Source organism: Achromobacter sp. SX5 (assembly GCF_056711425.1).
The window spans coordinates 2,155,377-2,171,855 of record NZ_CM160041.1 but is presented as its reverse complement, the minus strand read 5'-3'; the positions used below and the strand labels follow the sequence as shown (position 1 = coordinate 2,171,855).

Below are 16,479 nucleotides of genomic sequence, written 5' to 3'. Positions count from 1 at the left end.
CAGGGGATACCACAGCATACCGCCTGCGCCGCAGCCCTACTGGCCCTCGATCACGGAGTCCAGGAACTGGCGCGTGCGTTCTTCGCGCGGCTGGCTGAACAGCACCGACGATTCCGCGTCCTCGACGATGTTGCCGGCGTCGAAGAACAGCGTGCGGTCCGAGCTGCGTTCGGCGAACTTCATCTGGTGGGTCACGATGATCATGGTCATGCTGCGCCGTGCCGACAGGTCGCGCAGGATCTGCAGGATGCCGCCGACCAGTTCCGGGTCCAGCGCCGAGGTGACTTCGTCGAACAGCATGATGCCGGGGCACATGGCCAGCGCCCGCGCGATGCCCACGCGCTGCTTCTGCCCGCCCGACAGCTGCGCGGGATAGACGTCGAGCTTGTCGCCCAGCCCCACCATTTCCAGGTACTCCACGGCGCGCTCGCGGGCCTGGTCGCGCGACATGCCCAACACGCGCAGCGGCGCTTCCATGGCGTTGCCCAGCGCGGTCATGTGAGGGAACAGGTTGAAGTGCTGGAACACCATGCCGATCTTGCCGCGCACCTTGCGCAGGTGCTCGGAGTTGGGGCCGACCGGCCGGCCCTGGGCGTCGGTCCACATGGGCACGCCGTCGATCTCGATCTCGCCGCTGCTGGGGCGGTCCAGCGTCATCAGCACGCGCAGCAGCGTGGACTTGCCTGAGCCCGACGGCCCGATCACGGCCACGGTCTGGCCGGCCGGGATCTCCAGGTTGATGCCGCGCAGCACCTCCAGGTCGCCGTACTGCTTGCGCAGGTTCTTGATGCTTACGCTGGCGCTCATCGCCTTCCTCCATATCGTTGCAAACGGGCCTCCAGGCCGCGCACGCCCCAGGCCGCCACCAGGCTGAGCGCCAGGAACAGCAGGCCCACCAGGGTCAGCGGCTCGGTGTAGCGGAACGTGGCCGAGCCGATCATCTTGCTTTGCTGCAGCAGCTCGACCACGGTGATGGCCGACAGCAGCGGCGTGTCCTTGAACATGGCCACCAGGTAGTTGCCCAGCGCCGGCACCACGGGCGGTATGGCCTGCGGCAGCACCACGTCGACCGCCGTGCGCCAGCGCGACAGGTTGAGCGCGGTGGCGGCCTCCCACTGGCCGCGCGGCACCGCCTCGATGCCGGCGCGGTAGACCTCGGCGCAATAGGTCGCGTAGTGCAGGCCCAGCGCGAGAATGCCGGTGGCCAGCGGCGACATGCGCACGCCGGTCAGGGGCAGCACGTAGAACAGGAAATACATCTGCACCAGCAGCGGCGTGCTGCGCACGAACTCGATCACGAAGCCGACCGGCAGCGACACGATGTGCAGGCGCGAACGCCGCAGCATGGCCAGCACCAGGCCCAGCGTGACCGCCACCAGCATGCCCAGCAGCGTGGCCTGGATGGTGACGACCAGGGCGGAGCCCAGGGTGGGCAGGATTTCCAGGGCGAAAGACCAGTCGAATATCGGTGTCATCGGACCCGGACCCTCCGCTCCAGCAGGCGCACGCCGGCCGTGATCAGCAAGGCCACCGCGAAGTACAGCAGCAGCATCAGGGTGAAGATTTCGGTGGTGCGCAGGGTTTCGCTGCGCAGCAGCTGGCCGCGGAACGTCAGGTCGGTAATGGTGACCAGCGACACCAGCGCCGTGTTCTTCAGCAGTTCGATCAGCAGGTTGCCGGCCGGCGGCAGCATGGCCGGCACCGCCTGCGGCACGACGATGCGGCGCATGATCTGCGCGCGCGTCAGGTTCAGCGCGATGCCCGCCTCGCGCTGGCCCGGCGGCACCGCGCGGATCGCGCCGCGCACCACCTCGGCGCCGTAGGCGCCGGCGTTGAGCGCCAGCACCACGATGCCCACCAGCATGGCCGGCAGCTGCACCCCGAACAGCGGCAGCACGAAATAGAACCAGAAAAGCTGGACCAGGGCCGACGTGCCGCGGAACACCTCCACGTAGATCGAGGCGATCCAGCGCACCGGGGCCAGGCTCGACAGGCGGCAGATGCCCGCGGCCAGCGCCAGCGGGACGGCCAGCACCACCGCGCCCGCCATGACCTGCAGCGTGACGCCCAGGCCTTCCGGCAGCGGCGGCGCCAGCTCGGCGAAATGCTCGGAGATCAGCTGCATGGCCGCCCCCTTACTGGCCGGCGCACAGCTGGGCGGCGGTCACGCCCTTGGGCAGCTCCTCTGAAGTGAAGCCGAACGGCGCCACCAGCTTCTGGTGCTCTTCGGTGCCGATGAACTTGGCCAGTTCCGCGTTGAACGCATCGGCGAAGGCCTTGTCGTCGCTGCGGAACGCATAGGCGCCATAGCCGCGCACGTTCTTGCCGTCGATGACCGGGTCGGTGAACGGCTCGGCCTTCTGCAGGCCGCTGGCGGCGCTGGTCTTGCCCATCAGATCGTTGACCGTCAGCGCGGTGGCGGCGTAGGCGTCGGCGCGGCCGGCCTGCACGCCCGACAGCGCGCTGACCGCGTCCGGGAACACCACCACCTGGGCGGGCGGCACCTTGGACTTGGAGGCGTACTCGCCCTCGATGGCGCCCACCACCACGCCCAGCTTGGCGTCGGGGTTCTTGACCACGTCTTCGTAGCTGTGCAGGTTCTTGGGGTTGCCCTGCTTGACCAGGAACGCCTGGCCCACGCCGTAGGTGGGATTGGAGAACGCCACCTGCTGGCAGCGTTCGGGCGTGACGTACATGCCGGCCGCGATGATGTCGAAGCGCTTGGCCTGCAGGCCCGGAATCAGCGAGCCGAATTCGGTCAGCACGCCTTCCACCTCGTTGATGCCCATGCGCTTGAGCACCACGCGGGCGATTTCCACGGATTCGCCGGTGACCTTGGCTTCCTTGCTGTCCATGTAGGCGAACGGCGCTTCGTTGGCATAGCCGATGCGTATCTTGCCGGCCGCCTTGGCCGCTTCCAGCGTGGAGGCGGCGGCCGGCTTGTCGGCGGCGGCCGCGGCGGGCTTGTCTGAGCCGGAATCGGAGCAGGCGGCCAGCAGCCCCAGGCTCAGCGCCGCCAGCAGGCGCCGGGATCGGATCGAGGTCGAGTTCATGGGTCGTTTTCTCCCTGATTTATTTCTAGATTCATGAATGCACTAAAAATGATACGACACTAAATCATTTCGACGCTAATGATATGGACGAAAAAAAGCAGGCCGCAGCCTGCTTTTCCCTGCCCTGCCCCTATGGGACGTTAGGACTGGTTACGAACCGTTGGCGTCCATGACCCGGCCGCCGGATGGCTATTGCGCGTACGAGAACCGGCCGTTCCTGATGACGCCCATGACCCGCGCGCGTTCGTCGAAGCCCTGGTGGTCTTCCTTGGAAATGTTCAGCACGCCGTTGGGCACGACCAGGTCGCGGGTGTCCTCGATGGCGTCGCGCAGCGCGGCGCGAAACGCCGGCGTGCCCGGCTTGGCGCCGGTCTTGAGCGCGCGCGCCACCGCCGAATCCAGCAGCATCCACGCGCCATAGGCGTCGCCGGCGAACTGCGTCATCGTGTTCTTGCCGTACTGGGCTTCGTATTTGTCGGCGAAGGCCACGGCTACCGGCTTGACCGGATTGCCGTCGGGCAGCTCGCGGGCCACCACGCCCGGGCCGGTCGGAAACAGCGTGCCTTCCACGTCGGCGCCGCCGATCTGCAGGAATTCCAGCGTGGCGATGCCATGGGTCTGGTAGATGGCGCCGGTGTAGCCGCGCTCCAGCAGCGTCTTCTGGGGCAGCGCCGAGGGCGTGCCCGCGCCGGCGATCAGCACGGCGTCCGGATGGGCGGCGATGAATTTCAGCGCCTGGCCCACCACCGAGGCGTCGGTGCGCTGGAAGCGCTCCTGCGCCACGATCTTCAGGTCGTCGCCGGCGGCGGCGCTGAACTCCTTCCACCAGCTGTCGCCGTACGAATCCGCGAAGCCGATGAAGGCCACGTTCTTCAAGCCCTTCTTTTTCATGTCCTCGACCAGCGCGGTCGCCATCAGCGAATCGTTCTGCGGCATCTTGAACGCCCAGGCGCGCTTGGGGTCGGACAGCGGCTCGACGATGACGCTGGAGGCGGCCAGCGCGATCATCGGCGTGCCGGTCTCGGCCAGCACGTCCAGGCCGGCCAGCGCCGCCGCGGTGGTGTTGGGGCCGACGATGGCGTCGACCTTGTCCTCCGAGGTCAGCTTGCGCATGTTCTTCACCGCGCGGCTGACGTCGGTGCCGTCGTCCAGCACCACGTAGCGGGCCGGCTCGCCGCCCAGCGTGGCGGGCCAGAGGCGGATCGCGTTATTGGTCTGGATGCCGATGGCGGCGGCCGGACCGGTCGTGGACACGTCCACGCCGATGACGACTTCGGCCTGGGCGGTAAACACGGGAACGGCCAGCGCAATGGCACAGGCGCAGCGGAGGAATGCGGCAGACATGACTACGTTTCTCGGAAAGATTGAAGGAATTGAAGGCAATCCCCGTATTCTGCCTTATCCGCGTAGCGCCCCGTGCCCACGCCGCCGTTACATCGGCTTGCCGATGCGCGCAAGCCGCCGCAAGCCGCGGGCCGTATCATCGACAAGGCGGCCCGCGCGGCCCGCTCCCACCCACCGGATGCGCCCGCAACGGGCGCCCTTCTTACAGGAGTCACGCATGAAGAAAACCGCAACCGCCGCCTGGTCGGGCGACCTGAAGACCGGCAAGGGCACCCTTTCCACCCAAAGCGGCGTACTCAAGGACCAACCCTACGGCTTCAACACGCGCTTCGGCGACACCCCGGGCACCAACCCCGAAGAACTGCTGGGCGCCGCGCATGCCGGCTGCTTCACCATGGCGCTGTCGGCCATCCTGGGCGAGGCCGGCATGGTGGCCCAAAGCCTGGACACCAAGGCCGAGGTTACGCTGGACAAGGTGGCCGACGGCTTTTCGATTTCAGCCGTGCACCTGACGGTCGAAGCCGTGATTCCCGGTGCCAGCGCGCAGGCCTTCGAAGAGGCGGCCCGCAAGGCCGAAAAGGGCTGTCCGGTCTCCAAGGTGCTCAACGCCAAGATCACGATGGACGCGAAGCTCAAGTCCTGATCGAGCGCTCCAGACGCAAAAAAGCCAGCATCTGCTGGCTTTTTTTTGGCTTGCTGCGTGCTGCTAGTGGTAGGCCGAAATCACCGGATGCTGGCGGCGGCCTTCGTCCATATCGTGCAGCACTTCGCCTACCGCGCCGCCCAGGGCCGCCAGGCGCAGCTTCAGCCGCCGCCAGCCGCCGGTCGGACCCAGCGCCTGCGCTTTTGCGCCCTTGCCGGCCACAGAGTGTTCCCGGGTGTTCTTCAATGCGGTATCGCTCATGATTCTCTCCTTGAGAAAGCGCGATGTGGAACAGCACGAACTCATCTTAGACCTGAGTCTGCTGCGTCGCAATAAGAATCTCCAAGCATTTTTTTGTTCGTTGCACAATGAGTACAAACGCGAAATTCTGGTGCATGAGGCACCGTGTTGCGCACCATCCGGGTGCGCCGGCTCAGCGGGCCAGGTGCGCCTCGATCAGCTTGTCCGCCATCTGCGCCACGCGGCCGGCCGGCCCGCCCTGCCCGAACAGCTGGCTGGACACGAACGCGCCTTCCAGCAGCAGCAGCAGCCCGTCGCCCAGCGCGTCGGGATCGGCCGCGCCCATTTCCCTAGCCATCGCCGCCAGCCGGGTGCGCAATTGCGCCTTGTGGGCCACCGCCACGGCACGCGCGGGGTGGTCGGATTCCGGATATTCCACCGCCGCATTGGTCAGGCCGCAGCCGCGATAGCCGCTCTGCACGGCGCGCGCGCCCAGGCCGGACAGGTAGGCCAGGATCTGCGCCCGCGGATCGCCGGGATGGGCGGCGCAGGCCGCGTCGAAGCGGGCCCAGAATTCCGCGTCGTAATCGCGCAGGTAGGCGGCCGCCAGTTCGTCCTTGGACGAAAAGCTGCGGTACAGGCTGGGCTTGGTCACCCCCGCCTCGTTGACGATGGCGTCCACCCCCACGGCGCGGATGCCGTCGCGGTAGAACATTTCCCGCGCCGTCTTGCGGATGCGGTCGGCCGCCAGCGGCTGCTTGGCGGCGGGCCGGGTATCGGCGGTCTTGCTGGCCATGCTCGTGCTCCTTGTCTGGCTGACAGCGCCACAAAAAGCGCTTGACTGTGTTACTGACCGGTACGTACTATGCGCTTCTCGACTCTTCATACGTACCGGTAAGTAACATGAGTATAGCCCAACCCCCCATGCCTTTCCGGCGCGTCGGCCAGAAGTACGCGTTCGTCGTCGTCGCCGTGATCTTCCTGTCCCTGCTGGTCTCGGCCGGCCTGCGCTCCTCGCCCGGCGTATTGCTGGTGCCGCTGGAAGAGGCTTTCGGCTGGAGCCGCAGCACGATCTCGTTCGCCGCCGCGATGGGGATCTTCCTGTACGGCCTGGTCGGCCCGTTCGCGGCCGCGGCGATGGAGCGCTTCGGACCGCGCCGCGTGCTGATCGGCGCGCTGGCGCTGATGTCCGCCTCCAGCGCGGCCAGCGCGTTCATGACCCAGCCCTGGCACCTGCTCATGACCTGGGGCGTGTTCTCGGGCATCGGTTCGGGCGCGGTCGCCGTGGTGCTGGGCGCCACCGTCGTCAACCGCTGGTTCACCCGCCACCGTGGCGTCATGATGGGCCTGCTGACGGCCAGCACCGCGACCGGCACGCTGGTGTTCCTGCCGGTGCTGGCGGCGCTGGCCTCGTCCGGCGACTGGACCCGGGTGGTGTGGGCGGTGGCCGCCGCCGCCGCGGCGCTGGTGCCGCTGGCCTGGTGGCTGGTGCCCGACAGCCCGGCCAGCGTGGGCCTGACGCCGTACGGCAGCGATCCGCACGCCGCGCCGGCCGCGCCGGCGCCGCGCCCCGGCCTGCTGGCCACCACCTTCGGCGTGCTGGCGCGCGCGGCCCGCACGCGCACCTTCTGGTTCCTGTTCGCCACCTTCTTCGTCTGCGGCTTCACCACCAACGGCCTGGTGGGCACGCACCTGATCGCGCTTTGCGGCGACCACGGCATGCCCGAGGTGCAGGCCGCCGGCCTGCTGGCGTTGATGGGCGTTTTCGACCTGATCGGCACCACCGCGTCCGGCTGGCTGACCGACCGCTACGATCCGCGCAAGCTGCTGTTCGTCTACTACGGGCTGCGCGGCCTGTCGCTGATCTACCTGCCCTATTCCGATTTCTCGTTCTACAGCCTGTCGATCTTCGCCATCTTCTTCGGGCTGGACTGGATCGCCACTGTGCCGCCCACGCTGCGCCTGACCACCGAGGCCTTCGGCGAGCGCGACGCCGCCATCGTGTTCGGCTGGATCGTGGCCGGCCACCAGCTGGGCGCAGCCAGCGCCGCGTGGATGGCGGGCGCGCTGCGCGCCGCGCAGGGCAGCTACCTGATGGCCTTCGTGATCTCGGGCGCCACCGGCCTGATCGCCGCCGTCATCGCGCTGATGATAGGCCGGCGCCGCCAGGCGGCGGCGCAGCCGGCCTGAAGCGCGCGCGTCCCGGCGCCGCTCAGCGCTGGGGCGCGCCCGCGTGCCGGGCGCGCAGGTTGTAGGCCTTCTTGCTGCCCACGTGCTTGCGGATCAGCGATTCGGCAAGCGCGCCGTCGCGCCGCATCAGCGCCTGCACGAAGGCCTCGTGGTCGGCCACCGCTGCGGTCCATTCGTCGCTGTCGAAATTGGACTTGTAGCGCAGCGCCTGCACCTGCAGGTTGAGGCGGTCATAGGCATGGGTCAGCGCCGGGTTGTGCGCCGCGCGGTTGATCGCGATGTGGGTGCCCATGCTGGCGGCGAAATAGGCGCGGATGTCGCGCTTTTCATAGTTCTCGCGCATCTGCGCGTGCAATTGCGCAATCTGCGCCAGTTCGGCGTCGCTCGCGCGTTCGGCGGCGCTGCGCACCGCCAGTCCTTCCAGCACCGACAGCACATCGAAAATGTTCTCGACGTCGTCGGCCGACAATTCGATCACCATCGCGCCGCGCTTGGGCTGCAACGCCAGCAGCCCGTCCGAGGCCAGCATGCGGTAGGCCTCGCGCAGCGGCGTGCGTGAAATCTTCAACTGATCGCACAGGTCGCGCTCGTTCAGCCAGGTGCCCGGCTTGAAGGTGCCGTCGATGATGAGCTGACGCAGTTTTTCGGCCACCACGGCCGGCAGCGTCGGGTGATGGATGGCCAGATCGGGGACGGATTGATCCAGGACTTCAGGGTTAGCCATGAGTTGTACGTGCTCGCTGATTCGATTATTTTTGTATCTGGTATACCAGACACCACCGGAATACCAACCTGACCCCATCATAGAGCAAGCAACACGCGGGCAGGTATCCCCCCACCAAGGAGACCTTCATGAACAAGCATGCTCGCGCCTGGGCCGGCGCACTGGCGCTAGGCGCCGGCCTGGCCGCCGCCGGCCCCGCCCTGGCCCAGGACGCATCCGCCTGGCCGCAACGGCCGCTGCGCCTGATCGTCGGCTTCGTGCCCGGCGGCGGCACGGACGTATCGGCCCGTATTCTTTCCGCCCGCCTGTCCACGGTGCTGGGCCAGCAGGTGGTGGTCGAGAACAAGCCCGGCGCCTCGGGACTGATCGCGGCCGACTACGTGGCCAAGGCCGACGCCGACGGCTACACCCTGCTGCTGGCCAATATGCAGTCCACCGTCGCCGCGCCGTATGTGGTGCAGTCCAACCTGGATCCGATCAAGGACTTCACCGCGGTGCGCTACATCGGCTCGGTGCCCAACGTGCTGGTGGTCAATCCCGCCAAGCACCCTTACACCAGCGTGCAGAACCTGGTCGACGACGCCCGCGCCAAGCCCAAGCAGCTGCTGTACGCCTCCTCCGGCATGGGCAGCCCGCAGCACCTGAGCGCGGCGCGCTTCTCGCAGATCGCCGGCGTCACCATGGAGCACGTGCCCTACAAGGGCAGCGGCCAGGCCATGACCGACCTGCTGGGCGGCAGCGTGGACCTGAACTTCGACACCCTGCCGGGCGCCATCAACCAGATCCAGGCCGGCAAGCTGCGGCCCCTGGCCGTGACCAGCGCCGAGCGCAGCAAGCGGCTGCCCGACGTGCCCACGCTGGCCGAGTCCGGCATCAAGGGCCTGGACGTGGTGCAGTGGTACGCGGTGCTGGCCCCGGCCAGGCTGCCCCAGCCGGTGCTGGACAAGCTCGACCGCGCGCTGGCCCAGACCCTGGCCGATCCCGAGATCCAGTCCAAGCTCGCCGAACAGGGCATGGACCTGGGCGGCGGCCCGCAGACCCCGGCGGCCTTCGCCAGCTATGTGCGCGACGAATGGAGCAAGTACGGCAAGCTCACCGCCAGCCTGGGCCTGAGCAAACAGTAACCCCGCGGGGGCCGCGCCCCCGCCCATGCAAAGGAACGCCATGAGCGCATCCCCCTCTTCCGACGCCTCCCTCATCCTGCGCCAGCGCGACGGCGACATCGTGACGGTGGTGCTGAACCGTCCCGACAAGCTCAATGCCTTCACCATCGACAGCTGGCGGCTGCTGGGCGACGCCTTCCTGGAACTGGACGCCGACGACAGCGTGCGCTGCGTGCTGCTGCGCGGCGCCGGGGAAAAGGCCTTTTCGCCGGGCAACGACATCGGCGAATTCGAAACCGCGCGCAGCAACAAGCGCCAGGCGATCGAGTACGGCGCCGTCATGCGCCGCACCATCGAAGCCATCGGCGGGTGCCGCCATCCGGTGGTCGCGCAGATCCACGGCATCTGCGTGGGCGGCGGGCTGGAGATCGCCAGCCTGGCCGACATCCGCATCTGCGGCGAAAGCTCGCGCTTCGGCGTGCCGATCAAGAACCTGGGCCTGGTGATGTCGTATTCGGAGCTGGCGCCGCTGGTGCGGCTGGTCGGCCCGTCGGCGGCGCTGCAGGTGCTGCTCGAAGGCAGCATCTTCGACGCCCGGGAGGCCTTGCGGCTGGGCGTGGTCACGCGCGTGGAGCCCGACGACCAGGTGGCCGCGCAGGCCCAGGCCACCGCCCGGCGCATCGCCGACGGCGCGCCGCTGGTGGCGCGCTGGCACAAGAAATTCGTCCGCAACCTGGTCGGCGGCAAGGCCCTGACCGACGCCGACCGCGACGAGGCGTTCGACTGTTTCGACACCGAAGACTTCCGCGCGGGCTACCGCGCCTTCCTGGCCAAGGCCAAGCCGCAATTCAACGGCCGCTGAACGCGGCGCTAGGAGTCCACATGCATAACGACGATACCCGGCGTCCGGCCGGCGCGCTGGCCGGCATGCGCGTGATCGAGCTGTCGCAGATCATGGCCGGCCCGACCTGCGGCATGATGCTGGCCGATCTGGGCGCCGACGTCATCAAGGTCGAGAAGCTCGACGGCGGCGACGATTCGCGCCAGTACCGCGACCCGCAGATCAACGGCATCTCGGCGCCCTATCTCATGCTCAACCGCAACAAGCGCGCCATCGCGCTGGACCTCAAGCATCCCGAGGGCAAGAAAATCCTGCTGCGCATGATCCGCGACGCCGACGTGGTGACCGAGAACTTCCGCAAGGGCACGATGGAAAAGCTGGGCCTGGGCTACGACACCCTGCGCCGCGAAAACTCCGGCCTCATCTATTGCGCGGTGTCGGGCTACGGCACCACCGGCCCCTACGCCGACAAGGGCGGCTTCGACCTCGTGGCGCAGGGTTTCTCCGGCCTGATGGCGATCACCGGCGAGCCTGGCGGCCCGCCGCTGCGCACCGGCAACTCCGTGGCCGACATCAACGCCGGCCTGCTGGCGGCCTTTGGGGTGCTGGCGGCCTACCAGCACAAGCAGCGCACCGGCGAAGGCCAGATCGTCGAGACCTCGCTGCTCGAAGCCAGCCTGCAGCAGCTCTACTGGCATGCCGCCATCTACTTCGGCAGCGGCGTCTCGCCCGGCCCCACCGGCTCGGCGCACGTGCTGAGCGCGCCCTACCAGGCATTCCCCACCGCCACCGACTGGATCATCATCGGCGGGGCCAACGAAAAGAACTGGCAACGCATCGCGCAGGCGCTGGGCCAGCCGCAATGGGCCGAGGACCCGCGCTACGCGCGCAACCGCGACCGCATGCAGAACCGCGAGCAGTTGGTGGAGGAAATGTCGGCGATCCTGAAAACCCGCCCCGCGCAGGCGTGGCTGGACATCTTCGACGCGGCCGGCGTGCCGGCCGGCCCGGTGCACTCGATCGCGCAGGCGCTGTCGCACCCGCAGACGCTGGCGCGCGGCATGGTGGTGGAACAGGACCATCCGGTGGCGGGCAAGGTCCGCACCGTCGGCATGCCCGTCAAACTGTCGGCCACGCCCGCGCAGTACCACCGCGCCGCGCCCCGCCTGGGCGAGGACACGATCGCGATTCTGGGGGAGTTCGGCTACGGCGAGCAGGAGATCGGCGCGCTGATCGAAGCCGGCGTGGTCGCGGCGGTGGGCCGGGAGCCGGCCACCGCCTAGCGTCGCGCCCTACTCCGTCTCGCCCAGATAAGCCGCACGGACCTTGGGATCGTGCAGCATCTGGCCTGCCGGACCGGACAGGATGATCTCGCCCGACTCCATCACGTAGCCGCGATGGCTGTTCTCCAGCGCCAGGCGCGCGTTCTGCTCGATCAGCAGGATGGTGACGCCTTCGCTGGCGATGGTGCGCACCACCTCGAAGACTTTCTCGACCATCAGCGGCGCCAGTCCCATCGAGGGCTCGTCCAGCAGCAGCAGCCTGGGGCGCGCGATCATGGCGCGGCCCATGGCCACCATCTGCTGTTCGCCGCCGGACAGGGTGCCGGCCGCCTGCCTGCGGCGCTCGGCCAGGCGCGGGAACAGGGTGAAGACCCGGTCCGTGTCCTGGCGCACCTGCGCCGCGTCGCGCCGCACGTAGCCGCCCATGGCGAGGTTTTCCTCGATGGTGAGCTGGCCGAAGATGCCGCGTCCCTCGGGCACCATGACCAGGCCGCGGCGCACCAGTTCGTGCGATTTCTGGCCGCCGATGGATTGCCCGGCGTAGACCACTTCGCCGCCGGCCAGCGGCACCAGGCCGCAGATGGCGCGCAGGGTGGTGCTCTTGCCGGCGCCATTGGCGCCGATCAGGCACACCAGCTCGCCTTCGTCGACCCGCAGGTCGATTCCGCGCACCGCGCGGATGCCGCCGTAGGCGACCTGCAGGCCGCGCAATTCGAGCAAGGGTTGGGATGCTGCTGCCGTCATGCCGGGCGCTCCTGGTGAATCAGCGGGTCCTGGGCGGCGCCCGCGCCCAGATACGCTTCGATGACCTTGGGGTCGCGCTGGACCTGGGCGGGCTTGCCCATGGCCAGCACCTTGCCGTATTCCAGCACCAGCACGCGGTCGCACAGCCCCATGACGAGTTTCATGTCGTGTTCGATCAGCAGCACCGTGATGCCGTCGGCGCGGATTTTCTCGATGAGCTTGCGCAGCACCACCGTCTCAGAGGCGTTCATGCCGGCCGCCGGCTCGTCCAGCGCCAGCAGCTTGGGATCGGTGGCCAGCGCGCGCGCGATCTCCAGGCGGCGCTGGTCGCCGTAGGGCAGCGAACGCGCCACGTCGTTGGCGCGATGGCCGATGCCGACGTATTCCAGCAGTTCGTGCGCGCGCGCCTCGGTGGCCGCCTCTTCGGCGCGCGTGGCGCGCGTGCGCAGCACCGCGCCGAACACGCCCGAGCGGGTGCGCATGTGGCGCCCGATCATGACGTTCTCGATGGCGCTGAGGTTGGCGAACAGGCGGATGTTCTGGAAGGTGCGCGCCAGGCCGGCGTAGGCGACCTCGTGCGGCTTCTTGCCCGACAGCGACACGCCGTTGAAGGTGCAGGAGCCCTCCTCCGGGATGTACAGGCCGGTCAGCACGTTGAACAGCGTGGTCTTGCCCGCGCCGTTGGGCCCGATCAAACCGTAGATCTCGCCTTCCTCGATGTCGAAACTCACTTCGGACAAGGCCTGCAGGCCGCCGAAGCGCTTGCCCAGCCCCTGGGCTTGCAGCAGTTTATTGCTCATGCCGCGCCTCCCTGGGTCTTGCTGGCCAGTTCGCGGCGGCGCACCGCCGACGGCCACAGGCCGGCGGGCCGGAACAGCATCACGCACACCATGGCCAGGCCGAACAGCAGCATGCGTATGCCTTCGGGGTCCAGCACCACGGCGCCGAAAAGCATGTGCTGCACCGGCTCGACCACCGCGCGCAGGAATTCGGGCAAGGCGGCCAGGATCAGCGCGCCCAGGATCACGCCCGGGATGTGGCCCATGCCGCCCAGCACCACCATGCACAGGATCGAGATAGATTCCATTAGCGAGAAGCTCTCGGGACTGACGAAGCCCTGCATCGAGGCGAACAGCGCGCCGGCCACGCCGCCGAAGGACGCGCCCATCGCGAACGCCAGCAGCTTGATGTTGCGGGTGTTGATGCCCATCGCCTTGGCGGCGATCTCGTCTTCGCGGATGGCTTCCCAGGCCCGCCCGATGCGCGAGTTCTGCAGGCGCACGCACACCACCACGATGATGAGCGTCAGCGCCAGCAGCAGGTAGTAGTACTTCTCGGGCCCGGTCACCCGGATGCCGAGCAGGCTCTCGGTGCGGCCGAAGGCGAATTCGCCCACCTTGAACGTGTCGACGCGGTTGATGCCCTGCGGGCCGTTGGTGATGTTGACCGGCGCGTTCAGGTTGTTCAGGAAGATCCGGATGATCTCGCCGAAGCCCAGCGTCACGATGGCCAGGTAGTCGCCGCGCAGCTTGAGCGTGGGCGCGCCCAGCAGCACGCCGAACAGGCAGGCCACGGCCAGCGCGATCGGCAGGATCGCCCAGAACGGCAGGTGCAGGCCGAAGTGCGGCGAGGCCAGCAGCGCCCAGGCGTAGGCGCCCACCGCGTAGAACGCGATATAGCCCAGGTCCAGCAGCCCGGCGAAGCCCACCACGATGTTCAGGCCCAGCGACAGCATCACGTACAGCAGCGCGAAATTGAGGATGCGCACCCAGCTCTGGCCGGCCATGCCCAGCACGAAGGGCAGCACCGCCAGCACGATGCCGATCAGCGCGATGCCGATCAGGTTGCGGGTCGAGAACCCGCTGCGGTTGGCTTGCGCGCTCATGCCCGGTCCCCCACGCGTTCGCCCAGCAGGCCCGACGGACGGAAGATCAGCACCAGCACCAGCACGAAGAACGCGAACACGTCCTGGTAGTGGCTGCCGAGGAATCCGCCGGTCAGGTCGCCGATGTAACCGGCGCCCAGCGATTCGATGATGCCCAGCAGCAGGCCGCCGGCCATGGCGCCCACCAGGTTGCCGATGCCGCCCAGCACCGCGGCGGTGAACGCCTTCAGGCCGAGCATGAAGCCCATGGTGTATTGCGACACGCCGTAGTAGGTCGCGACCATCATGCCGGCCACCGCGGCCAGCGCCGAGCCGATCAGGAAGGCGGCCGAGATCACGGTATTGATGTTCACGCCCATCAGCCCCGCGACTTCGCGGTTCTGGGCCGTGGCGCGCATGGCCGTGCCCAGGCGGGTCTTGTGCACCACCGCCAGCAGCCCGCCCATGATGAGCGCCGCGATCACCACGATGGCGATCTGCAGCGTGCTCATGCGGGCCCCGCCGATCTCGAAGACCCGCGGCGACAGCACTTGCGGAAAGTTGAGGTAGTTGCGGCCCCAGCTCATCATCGCCACGTTCTGCAGGATGATGGAAACGCCGATGGCGGTGATCAGCGCCGCCAGCCGCGGCGCCCGGCGCAGCGGCCGGTAGGCCACGCGCTCGGCGGTCCAGCCCACCGCCATGCACAGCGGCACCGAGACCAGCAGGCCCACGCCCAGCACCACGAAGGCCGAGGTGCCCGGGTCGCCGCCGACCAGCGCGATGGCGGCCGTGGTGGCGGCCATCGCCCCGATCATGACGACGTCGCCATGCGCGAAGTTGATCAGCCCGATGATGCCGTACACCATGGTGTAGCCAAGGGCGACCAGGGCGTACACGCTGCCTAGCGTGACGCCGTTAATCAGTTGTTGAATGAAGATGTCCATAGGGGCCGCGCTTTGAGCCTGGAAGAATCGCGCCGGGCGGGCCGTCGGGCCCGCCGCGTCGCCGCGCAGCGCGCGCCGCGGGGCGCGCGCTTATGAAGAGGCGGTCGCGGCCCGGCCGCGTCCGCCCCGGTCAGCAGCCGTCAGTTGGCCTGGCTGACCATGGTCTCGACCATCTCCCACTTGCCGTTCTTGACTTCGTAGATGGTGACCGAGATTTCCTTGAGGTCGCCGTTGGCGTCGTAGGAAATGTGCTCGCTGGTCGCGCCCTTGCGGTTGAGCTTGGCCAGCGCCGGCAGGTACTTCTCGGGTTTGGCCGAGCCGGCCTGCTCGATGGCGGTGATCATGTTCCATGCGCCGTCGTAGGCGTACGGGGCGTAGACGCCGGGCGCCTTCTTGAAGCGCGCTTCGTAGCGCTGCGCGAAGTCCTTGCCCGCGGCCATCTTGTCCAGCGGCACGCCGGCCAGCGAGGCGTAGGTGCCGTCGGCGGCGTCGCCGGCCAGCTTGATGAAGGTGTCGCTGCGGGTCATTTCGCCCGAGACCAGCGGCGCCTTCAGGCCCAGCGTCGCGAGCTGGCGCTTCATGGGGCCGGACTGCGCGTCCAGGCCGCCGTAGAAGATCGCGTCGGGCGCGGCGCCCTTGATGTTGGTCAGGATGGCGGTGAAGTCGTTGGCCTTGTCGGTGGTGTACTCGCGGCGCACGACCTGGCCGCCGGCGGCCTTGACGGCCTTCTCGACCTCGTCGGCCAGGCCCTGGCCGTAGGCGGTGCGGTCGTCGATGATGGCGATCTTCTTGGCCTTGAGCTTCTCGACCATGAACTTGCCGACCGCGGCGCCCTGCTGGGTGTCGCTGGTCATCATGCGGAAGGTGGTCTCGTAGCCCTGCTTGGTGTATTCGGGCGAGGTGGCCATGGCGATCTGCGGCAGGCCGGCGTCATGGTAGACGCGCGAAGCCGGGATCGTCGTGCCGGAATTGAAGTGCCCCAGGATGCCGACCACGTCCTGGTCGACCAGCTGCTGGGCGACCTGCACGCCGACGCGCGGATCGGCCTGGTCGTCGCGCGACACCAGCACGAAGGTGGCCGGCTTGCCGTCGACCTTGATGCCCTTCTTGTTGGCCTCTTCCAGGGCCAGGTTCAGGCCGTTCTGCATGTCCTCGCCGTAATGCGATTGCGGGCCGGTCAGCGGCGCGGCGAAGCCGAACTTGATGTCGGCGGCCTGCGCGGCGGCGACCATGCCGGCGGCGGCGAGGCTGGCGGCGACGAGCTTCAAAGTGGTGCGGAACTTCATGGGTATCCTCCGGTGTGTCGGACGTTAGACCTTGTTATACCTGAGCTTTTAGCCAGGTTTCTGGTTTTTTACGAGGCAGGTCCCGAGGGTGGCGGGACGCTGCGCCTGCCTGGCTTGTTGCGTCCGGATGCCGGGTTGCGACATCCGGATTTGCGGTGCGACCGGATTTTGCTTCCAGTGCAACCTTGCCCGATATTGGAGATAACCCTTGGATGTC

18 protein-coding genes are annotated in these 16,479 nt (G+C 68.1%); 5 read left to right on the top strand and 13 right to left on the bottom strand.

The features are described from left to right. Window positions 1-36: 36 nt before the first annotated feature. The 5 genes from ehuA to AC1M14_RS10250 form a co-directional block, all read right to left on the bottom strand. On the bottom strand, window positions 37-807 hold the full coding sequence (gene ehuA, locus AC1M14_RS10270) for an ectoine/hydroxyectoine ABC transporter ATP-binding protein EhuA (RefSeq protein WP_102772146.1): 771 nt from the start codon (window positions 805-807) through the stop codon (window positions 37-39). Further along, window positions 804-1,475 carry an ectoine/hydroxyectoine ABC transporter permease subunit EhuD gene (gene ehuD, locus AC1M14_RS10265; RefSeq protein ID WP_111824793.1) on the bottom strand — a complete coding sequence of 224 codons (672 nt, stop codon included), beginning with the start codon at window positions 1,473-1,475 and terminating at the stop codon, window positions 804-806. The genes ehuA and ehuD overlap by 4 nt, the downstream gene beginning before the upstream one ends. Continuing rightward, a complete protein-coding gene (gene ehuC / locus AC1M14_RS10260) occupies window positions 1,472-2,125 on the bottom strand; it encodes an ectoine/hydroxyectoine ABC transporter permease subunit EhuC (RefSeq protein ID WP_479731528.1) in 654 nt (217 codons plus the stop codon). The genes ehuD and ehuC overlap by 4 nt, the downstream gene beginning before the upstream one ends. Before the next feature lie 10 nt (window positions 2,126-2,135). Beyond that, a complete protein-coding gene (gene ehuB / locus AC1M14_RS10255; RefSeq protein ID WP_479731527.1) occupies window positions 2,136-3,053 on the bottom strand; it encodes an ectoine/hydroxyectoine ABC transporter substrate-binding protein EhuB in 918 nt (305 codons plus the stop codon). Window positions 3,054-3,242: 189 nt separating this feature from the next. Continuing rightward, a complete protein-coding gene (locus AC1M14_RS10250; protein WP_479731526.1) occupies window positions 3,243-4,397 on the bottom strand; it encodes an ABC transporter substrate-binding protein in 1,155 nt (384 codons plus the stop codon). A gap of 217 nt (window positions 4,398-4,614) precedes the next feature. On the opposite strand from AC1M14_RS10250, the gene AC1M14_RS10245 reads away from it, so the two are divergent. Continuing rightward, window positions 4,615-5,040, top strand: coding sequence for an OsmC family protein (locus AC1M14_RS10245; RefSeq protein WP_102772151.1), 426 nt, complete (start codon window positions 4,615-4,617; stop codon window positions 5,038-5,040). A 63-nt stretch (window positions 5,041-5,103) separates the two neighbouring features. On the opposite strand, the gene AC1M14_RS10240 is transcribed toward AC1M14_RS10245, so the two are convergent. Both AC1M14_RS10240 and AC1M14_RS10235 read right to left on the bottom strand, forming a co-directional pair. Continuing rightward, window positions 5,104-5,301, bottom strand: a complete 198-nt coding sequence (locus AC1M14_RS10240; RefSeq protein WP_102772152.1) for an XRE family transcriptional regulator — start codon at window positions 5,299-5,301, stop codon at window positions 5,104-5,106. A gap of 172 nt (window positions 5,302-5,473) precedes the next feature. Then, window positions 5,474-6,076 (bottom strand): TetR/AcrR family transcriptional regulator, encoded by a 603-nt coding sequence (locus tag AC1M14_RS10235; RefSeq protein WP_102772153.1) that lies wholly within the window; start codon window positions 6,074-6,076, stop codon window positions 5,474-5,476. A 107-nt stretch (window positions 6,077-6,183) separates the two neighbouring features. Here AC1M14_RS10235 and AC1M14_RS10230 point away from each other — a divergent pair, with 107 nt between their 5' ends. Continuing rightward, the gene (locus AC1M14_RS10230; RefSeq protein WP_111824790.1) at window positions 6,184-7,470 is read left to right on the top strand and encodes an MFS transporter; all 1,287 of its coding nucleotides are present in this window, start codon (window positions 6,184-6,186) and stop codon (window positions 7,468-7,470) included. Between the two features lie 22 nt (window positions 7,471-7,492). Here AC1M14_RS10230 and AC1M14_RS10225 read toward each other — a convergent pair whose 3' ends face one another. Then, window positions 7,493-8,194 carry a GntR family transcriptional regulator gene (locus AC1M14_RS10225; protein WP_102772155.1) on the bottom strand — a complete coding sequence of 234 codons (702 nt, stop codon included), beginning with the start codon at window positions 8,192-8,194 and terminating at the stop codon, window positions 7,493-7,495. Between the two features lie 128 nt (window positions 8,195-8,322). On the opposite strand from AC1M14_RS10225, the gene AC1M14_RS10220 reads away from it, so the two are divergent. From AC1M14_RS10220 to AC1M14_RS10210, 3 genes are read left to right on the top strand one after another with little or no spacing between them, the layout of a single operon-like run. Then, window positions 8,323-9,318 carry a tripartite tricarboxylate transporter substrate binding protein gene (locus AC1M14_RS10220; RefSeq protein WP_209165323.1) on the top strand — a complete coding sequence of 332 codons (996 nt, stop codon included), beginning with the start codon at window positions 8,323-8,325 and terminating at the stop codon, window positions 9,316-9,318. Window positions 9,319-9,358: 40 nt separating this feature from the next. Next, complete coding sequence (locus tag AC1M14_RS10215) at window positions 9,359-10,159, top strand: enoyl-CoA hydratase/isomerase family protein (RefSeq protein WP_102772157.1); 801 nt, start codon at window positions 9,359-9,361, stop codon at window positions 10,157-10,159. Between the two features lie 20 nt (window positions 10,160-10,179). Then, window positions 10,180-11,421: a CaiB/BaiF CoA transferase family protein gene (locus AC1M14_RS10210; RefSeq protein ID WP_479731525.1), complete on the top strand. Its 1,242-nt coding sequence runs from the start codon at window positions 10,180-10,182 to the stop codon at window positions 11,419-11,421. Between the two features lie 9 nt (window positions 11,422-11,430). Here the strand turns inward: AC1M14_RS10210 and AC1M14_RS10205 are convergent, their stop codons facing one another. The 5 genes from AC1M14_RS10205 to AC1M14_RS10185 form a co-directional block, all read right to left on the bottom strand. After that, a complete protein-coding gene (locus tag AC1M14_RS10205; protein ID WP_102772159.1) occupies window positions 11,431-12,165 on the bottom strand; it encodes an ABC transporter ATP-binding protein in 735 nt (244 codons plus the stop codon). Then, window positions 12,162-12,965, bottom strand: a complete 804-nt coding sequence (locus AC1M14_RS10200) for an ABC transporter ATP-binding protein (RefSeq protein ID WP_102772160.1) — start codon at window positions 12,963-12,965, stop codon at window positions 12,162-12,164. Before AC1M14_RS10200 ends, AC1M14_RS10205 begins: the two co-directional genes overlap by 4 nt. Next, window positions 12,962-14,050 (bottom strand): ABC transporter permease subunit, encoded by a 1,089-nt coding sequence (locus tag AC1M14_RS10195; protein WP_209165321.1) that lies wholly within the window; start codon window positions 14,048-14,050, stop codon window positions 12,962-12,964. Before AC1M14_RS10195 ends, AC1M14_RS10200 begins: the two co-directional genes overlap by 4 nt. Continuing rightward, window positions 14,047-14,898 carry a branched-chain amino acid ABC transporter permease gene (locus AC1M14_RS10190; protein WP_479731794.1) on the bottom strand — a complete coding sequence of 284 codons (852 nt, stop codon included), beginning with the start codon at window positions 14,896-14,898 and terminating at the stop codon, window positions 14,047-14,049. Before AC1M14_RS10190 ends, AC1M14_RS10195 begins: the two co-directional genes overlap by 4 nt. 218 nt (window positions 14,899-15,116) lie before the next feature. Then, window positions 15,117-16,262, bottom strand: coding sequence for a branched-chain amino acid ABC transporter substrate-binding protein (locus AC1M14_RS10185; RefSeq protein WP_102772163.1), 1,146 nt, complete (start codon window positions 16,260-16,262; stop codon window positions 15,117-15,119). Window positions 16,263-16,479: the final 217 nt, after the last annotated feature.

What these genes read in the sequence shown, in the direction of transcription:
- AC1M14_RS10200 (WP_102772160.1), bottom strand. Translation starts at nt 12,965, where the DNA reads ATGAGCAATAAACTGCTGCAAGCCCAGGGGCTGGGCAAGCGCTTCGGC.
- AC1M14_RS10245 (WP_102772151.1), top strand. Translation starts at nt 4,615, where the DNA reads ATGAAGAAAACCGCAACCGCCGCCTGGTCGGGCGACCTGAAGACCGGC.
- AC1M14_RS10250 (WP_479731526.1), bottom strand. Translation starts at nt 4,397, where the DNA reads ATGTCTGCCGCATTCCTCCGCTGCGCCTGTGCCATTGCGCTGGCCGTT.
- ehuB (WP_479731527.1), bottom strand. Translation starts at nt 3,053, where the DNA reads ATGAACTCGACCTCGATCCGATCCCGGCGCCTGCTGGCGGCGCTGAGC.
- AC1M14_RS10240 (WP_102772152.1), bottom strand. Translation starts at nt 5,301, where the DNA reads ATGAGCGATACCGCATTGAAGAACACCCGGGAACACTCTGTGGCCGGC.
- AC1M14_RS10230 (WP_111824790.1), top strand. Translation starts at nt 6,184, where the DNA reads ATGAGTATAGCCCAACCCCCCATGCCTTTCCGGCGCGTCGGCCAGAAG.
- ehuC (WP_479731528.1), bottom strand. Translation starts at nt 2,125, where the DNA reads ATGCAGCTGATCTCCGAGCATTTCGCCGAGCTGGCGCCGCCGCTGCCG.
- ehuD (WP_111824793.1), bottom strand. Translation starts at nt 1,475, where the DNA reads ATGACACCGATATTCGACTGGTCTTTCGCCCTGGAAATCCTGCCCACC.
- AC1M14_RS10220 (WP_209165323.1), top strand. Translation starts at nt 8,323, where the DNA reads ATGAACAAGCATGCTCGCGCCTGGGCCGGCGCACTGGCGCTAGGCGCC.
- AC1M14_RS10190 (WP_479731794.1), bottom strand. Translation starts at nt 14,898, where the DNA reads ATGGTGTACGGCATCATCGGGCTGATCAACTTCGCGCATGGCGACGTC.
- AC1M14_RS10215 (WP_102772157.1), top strand. Translation starts at nt 9,359, where the DNA reads ATGAGCGCATCCCCCTCTTCCGACGCCTCCCTCATCCTGCGCCAGCGC.
- AC1M14_RS10210 (WP_479731525.1), top strand. Translation starts at nt 10,180, where the DNA reads ATGCATAACGACGATACCCGGCGTCCGGCCGGCGCGCTGGCCGGCATG.
- ehuA (WP_102772146.1), bottom strand. Translation starts at nt 807, where the DNA reads ATGAGCGCCAGCGTAAGCATCAAGAACCTGCGCAAGCAGTACGGCGAC.
- AC1M14_RS10225 (WP_102772155.1), bottom strand. Translation starts at nt 8,194, where the DNA reads ATGGCTAACCCTGAAGTCCTGGATCAATCCGTCCCCGATCTGGCCATC.
- AC1M14_RS10205 (WP_102772159.1), bottom strand. Translation starts at nt 12,165, where the DNA reads ATGACGGCAGCAGCATCCCAACCCTTGCTCGAATTGCGCGGCCTGCAG.
- AC1M14_RS10235 (WP_102772153.1), bottom strand. Translation starts at nt 6,076, where the DNA reads ATGGCCAGCAAGACCGCCGATACCCGGCCCGCCGCCAAGCAGCCGCTG.
- AC1M14_RS10185 (WP_102772163.1), bottom strand. Translation starts at nt 16,262, where the DNA reads ATGAAGTTCCGCACCACTTTGAAGCTCGTCGCCGCCAGCCTCGCCGCC.
- AC1M14_RS10195 (WP_209165321.1), bottom strand. Translation starts at nt 14,050, where the DNA reads ATGAGCGCGCAAGCCAACCGCAGCGGGTTCTCGACCCGCAACCTGATC.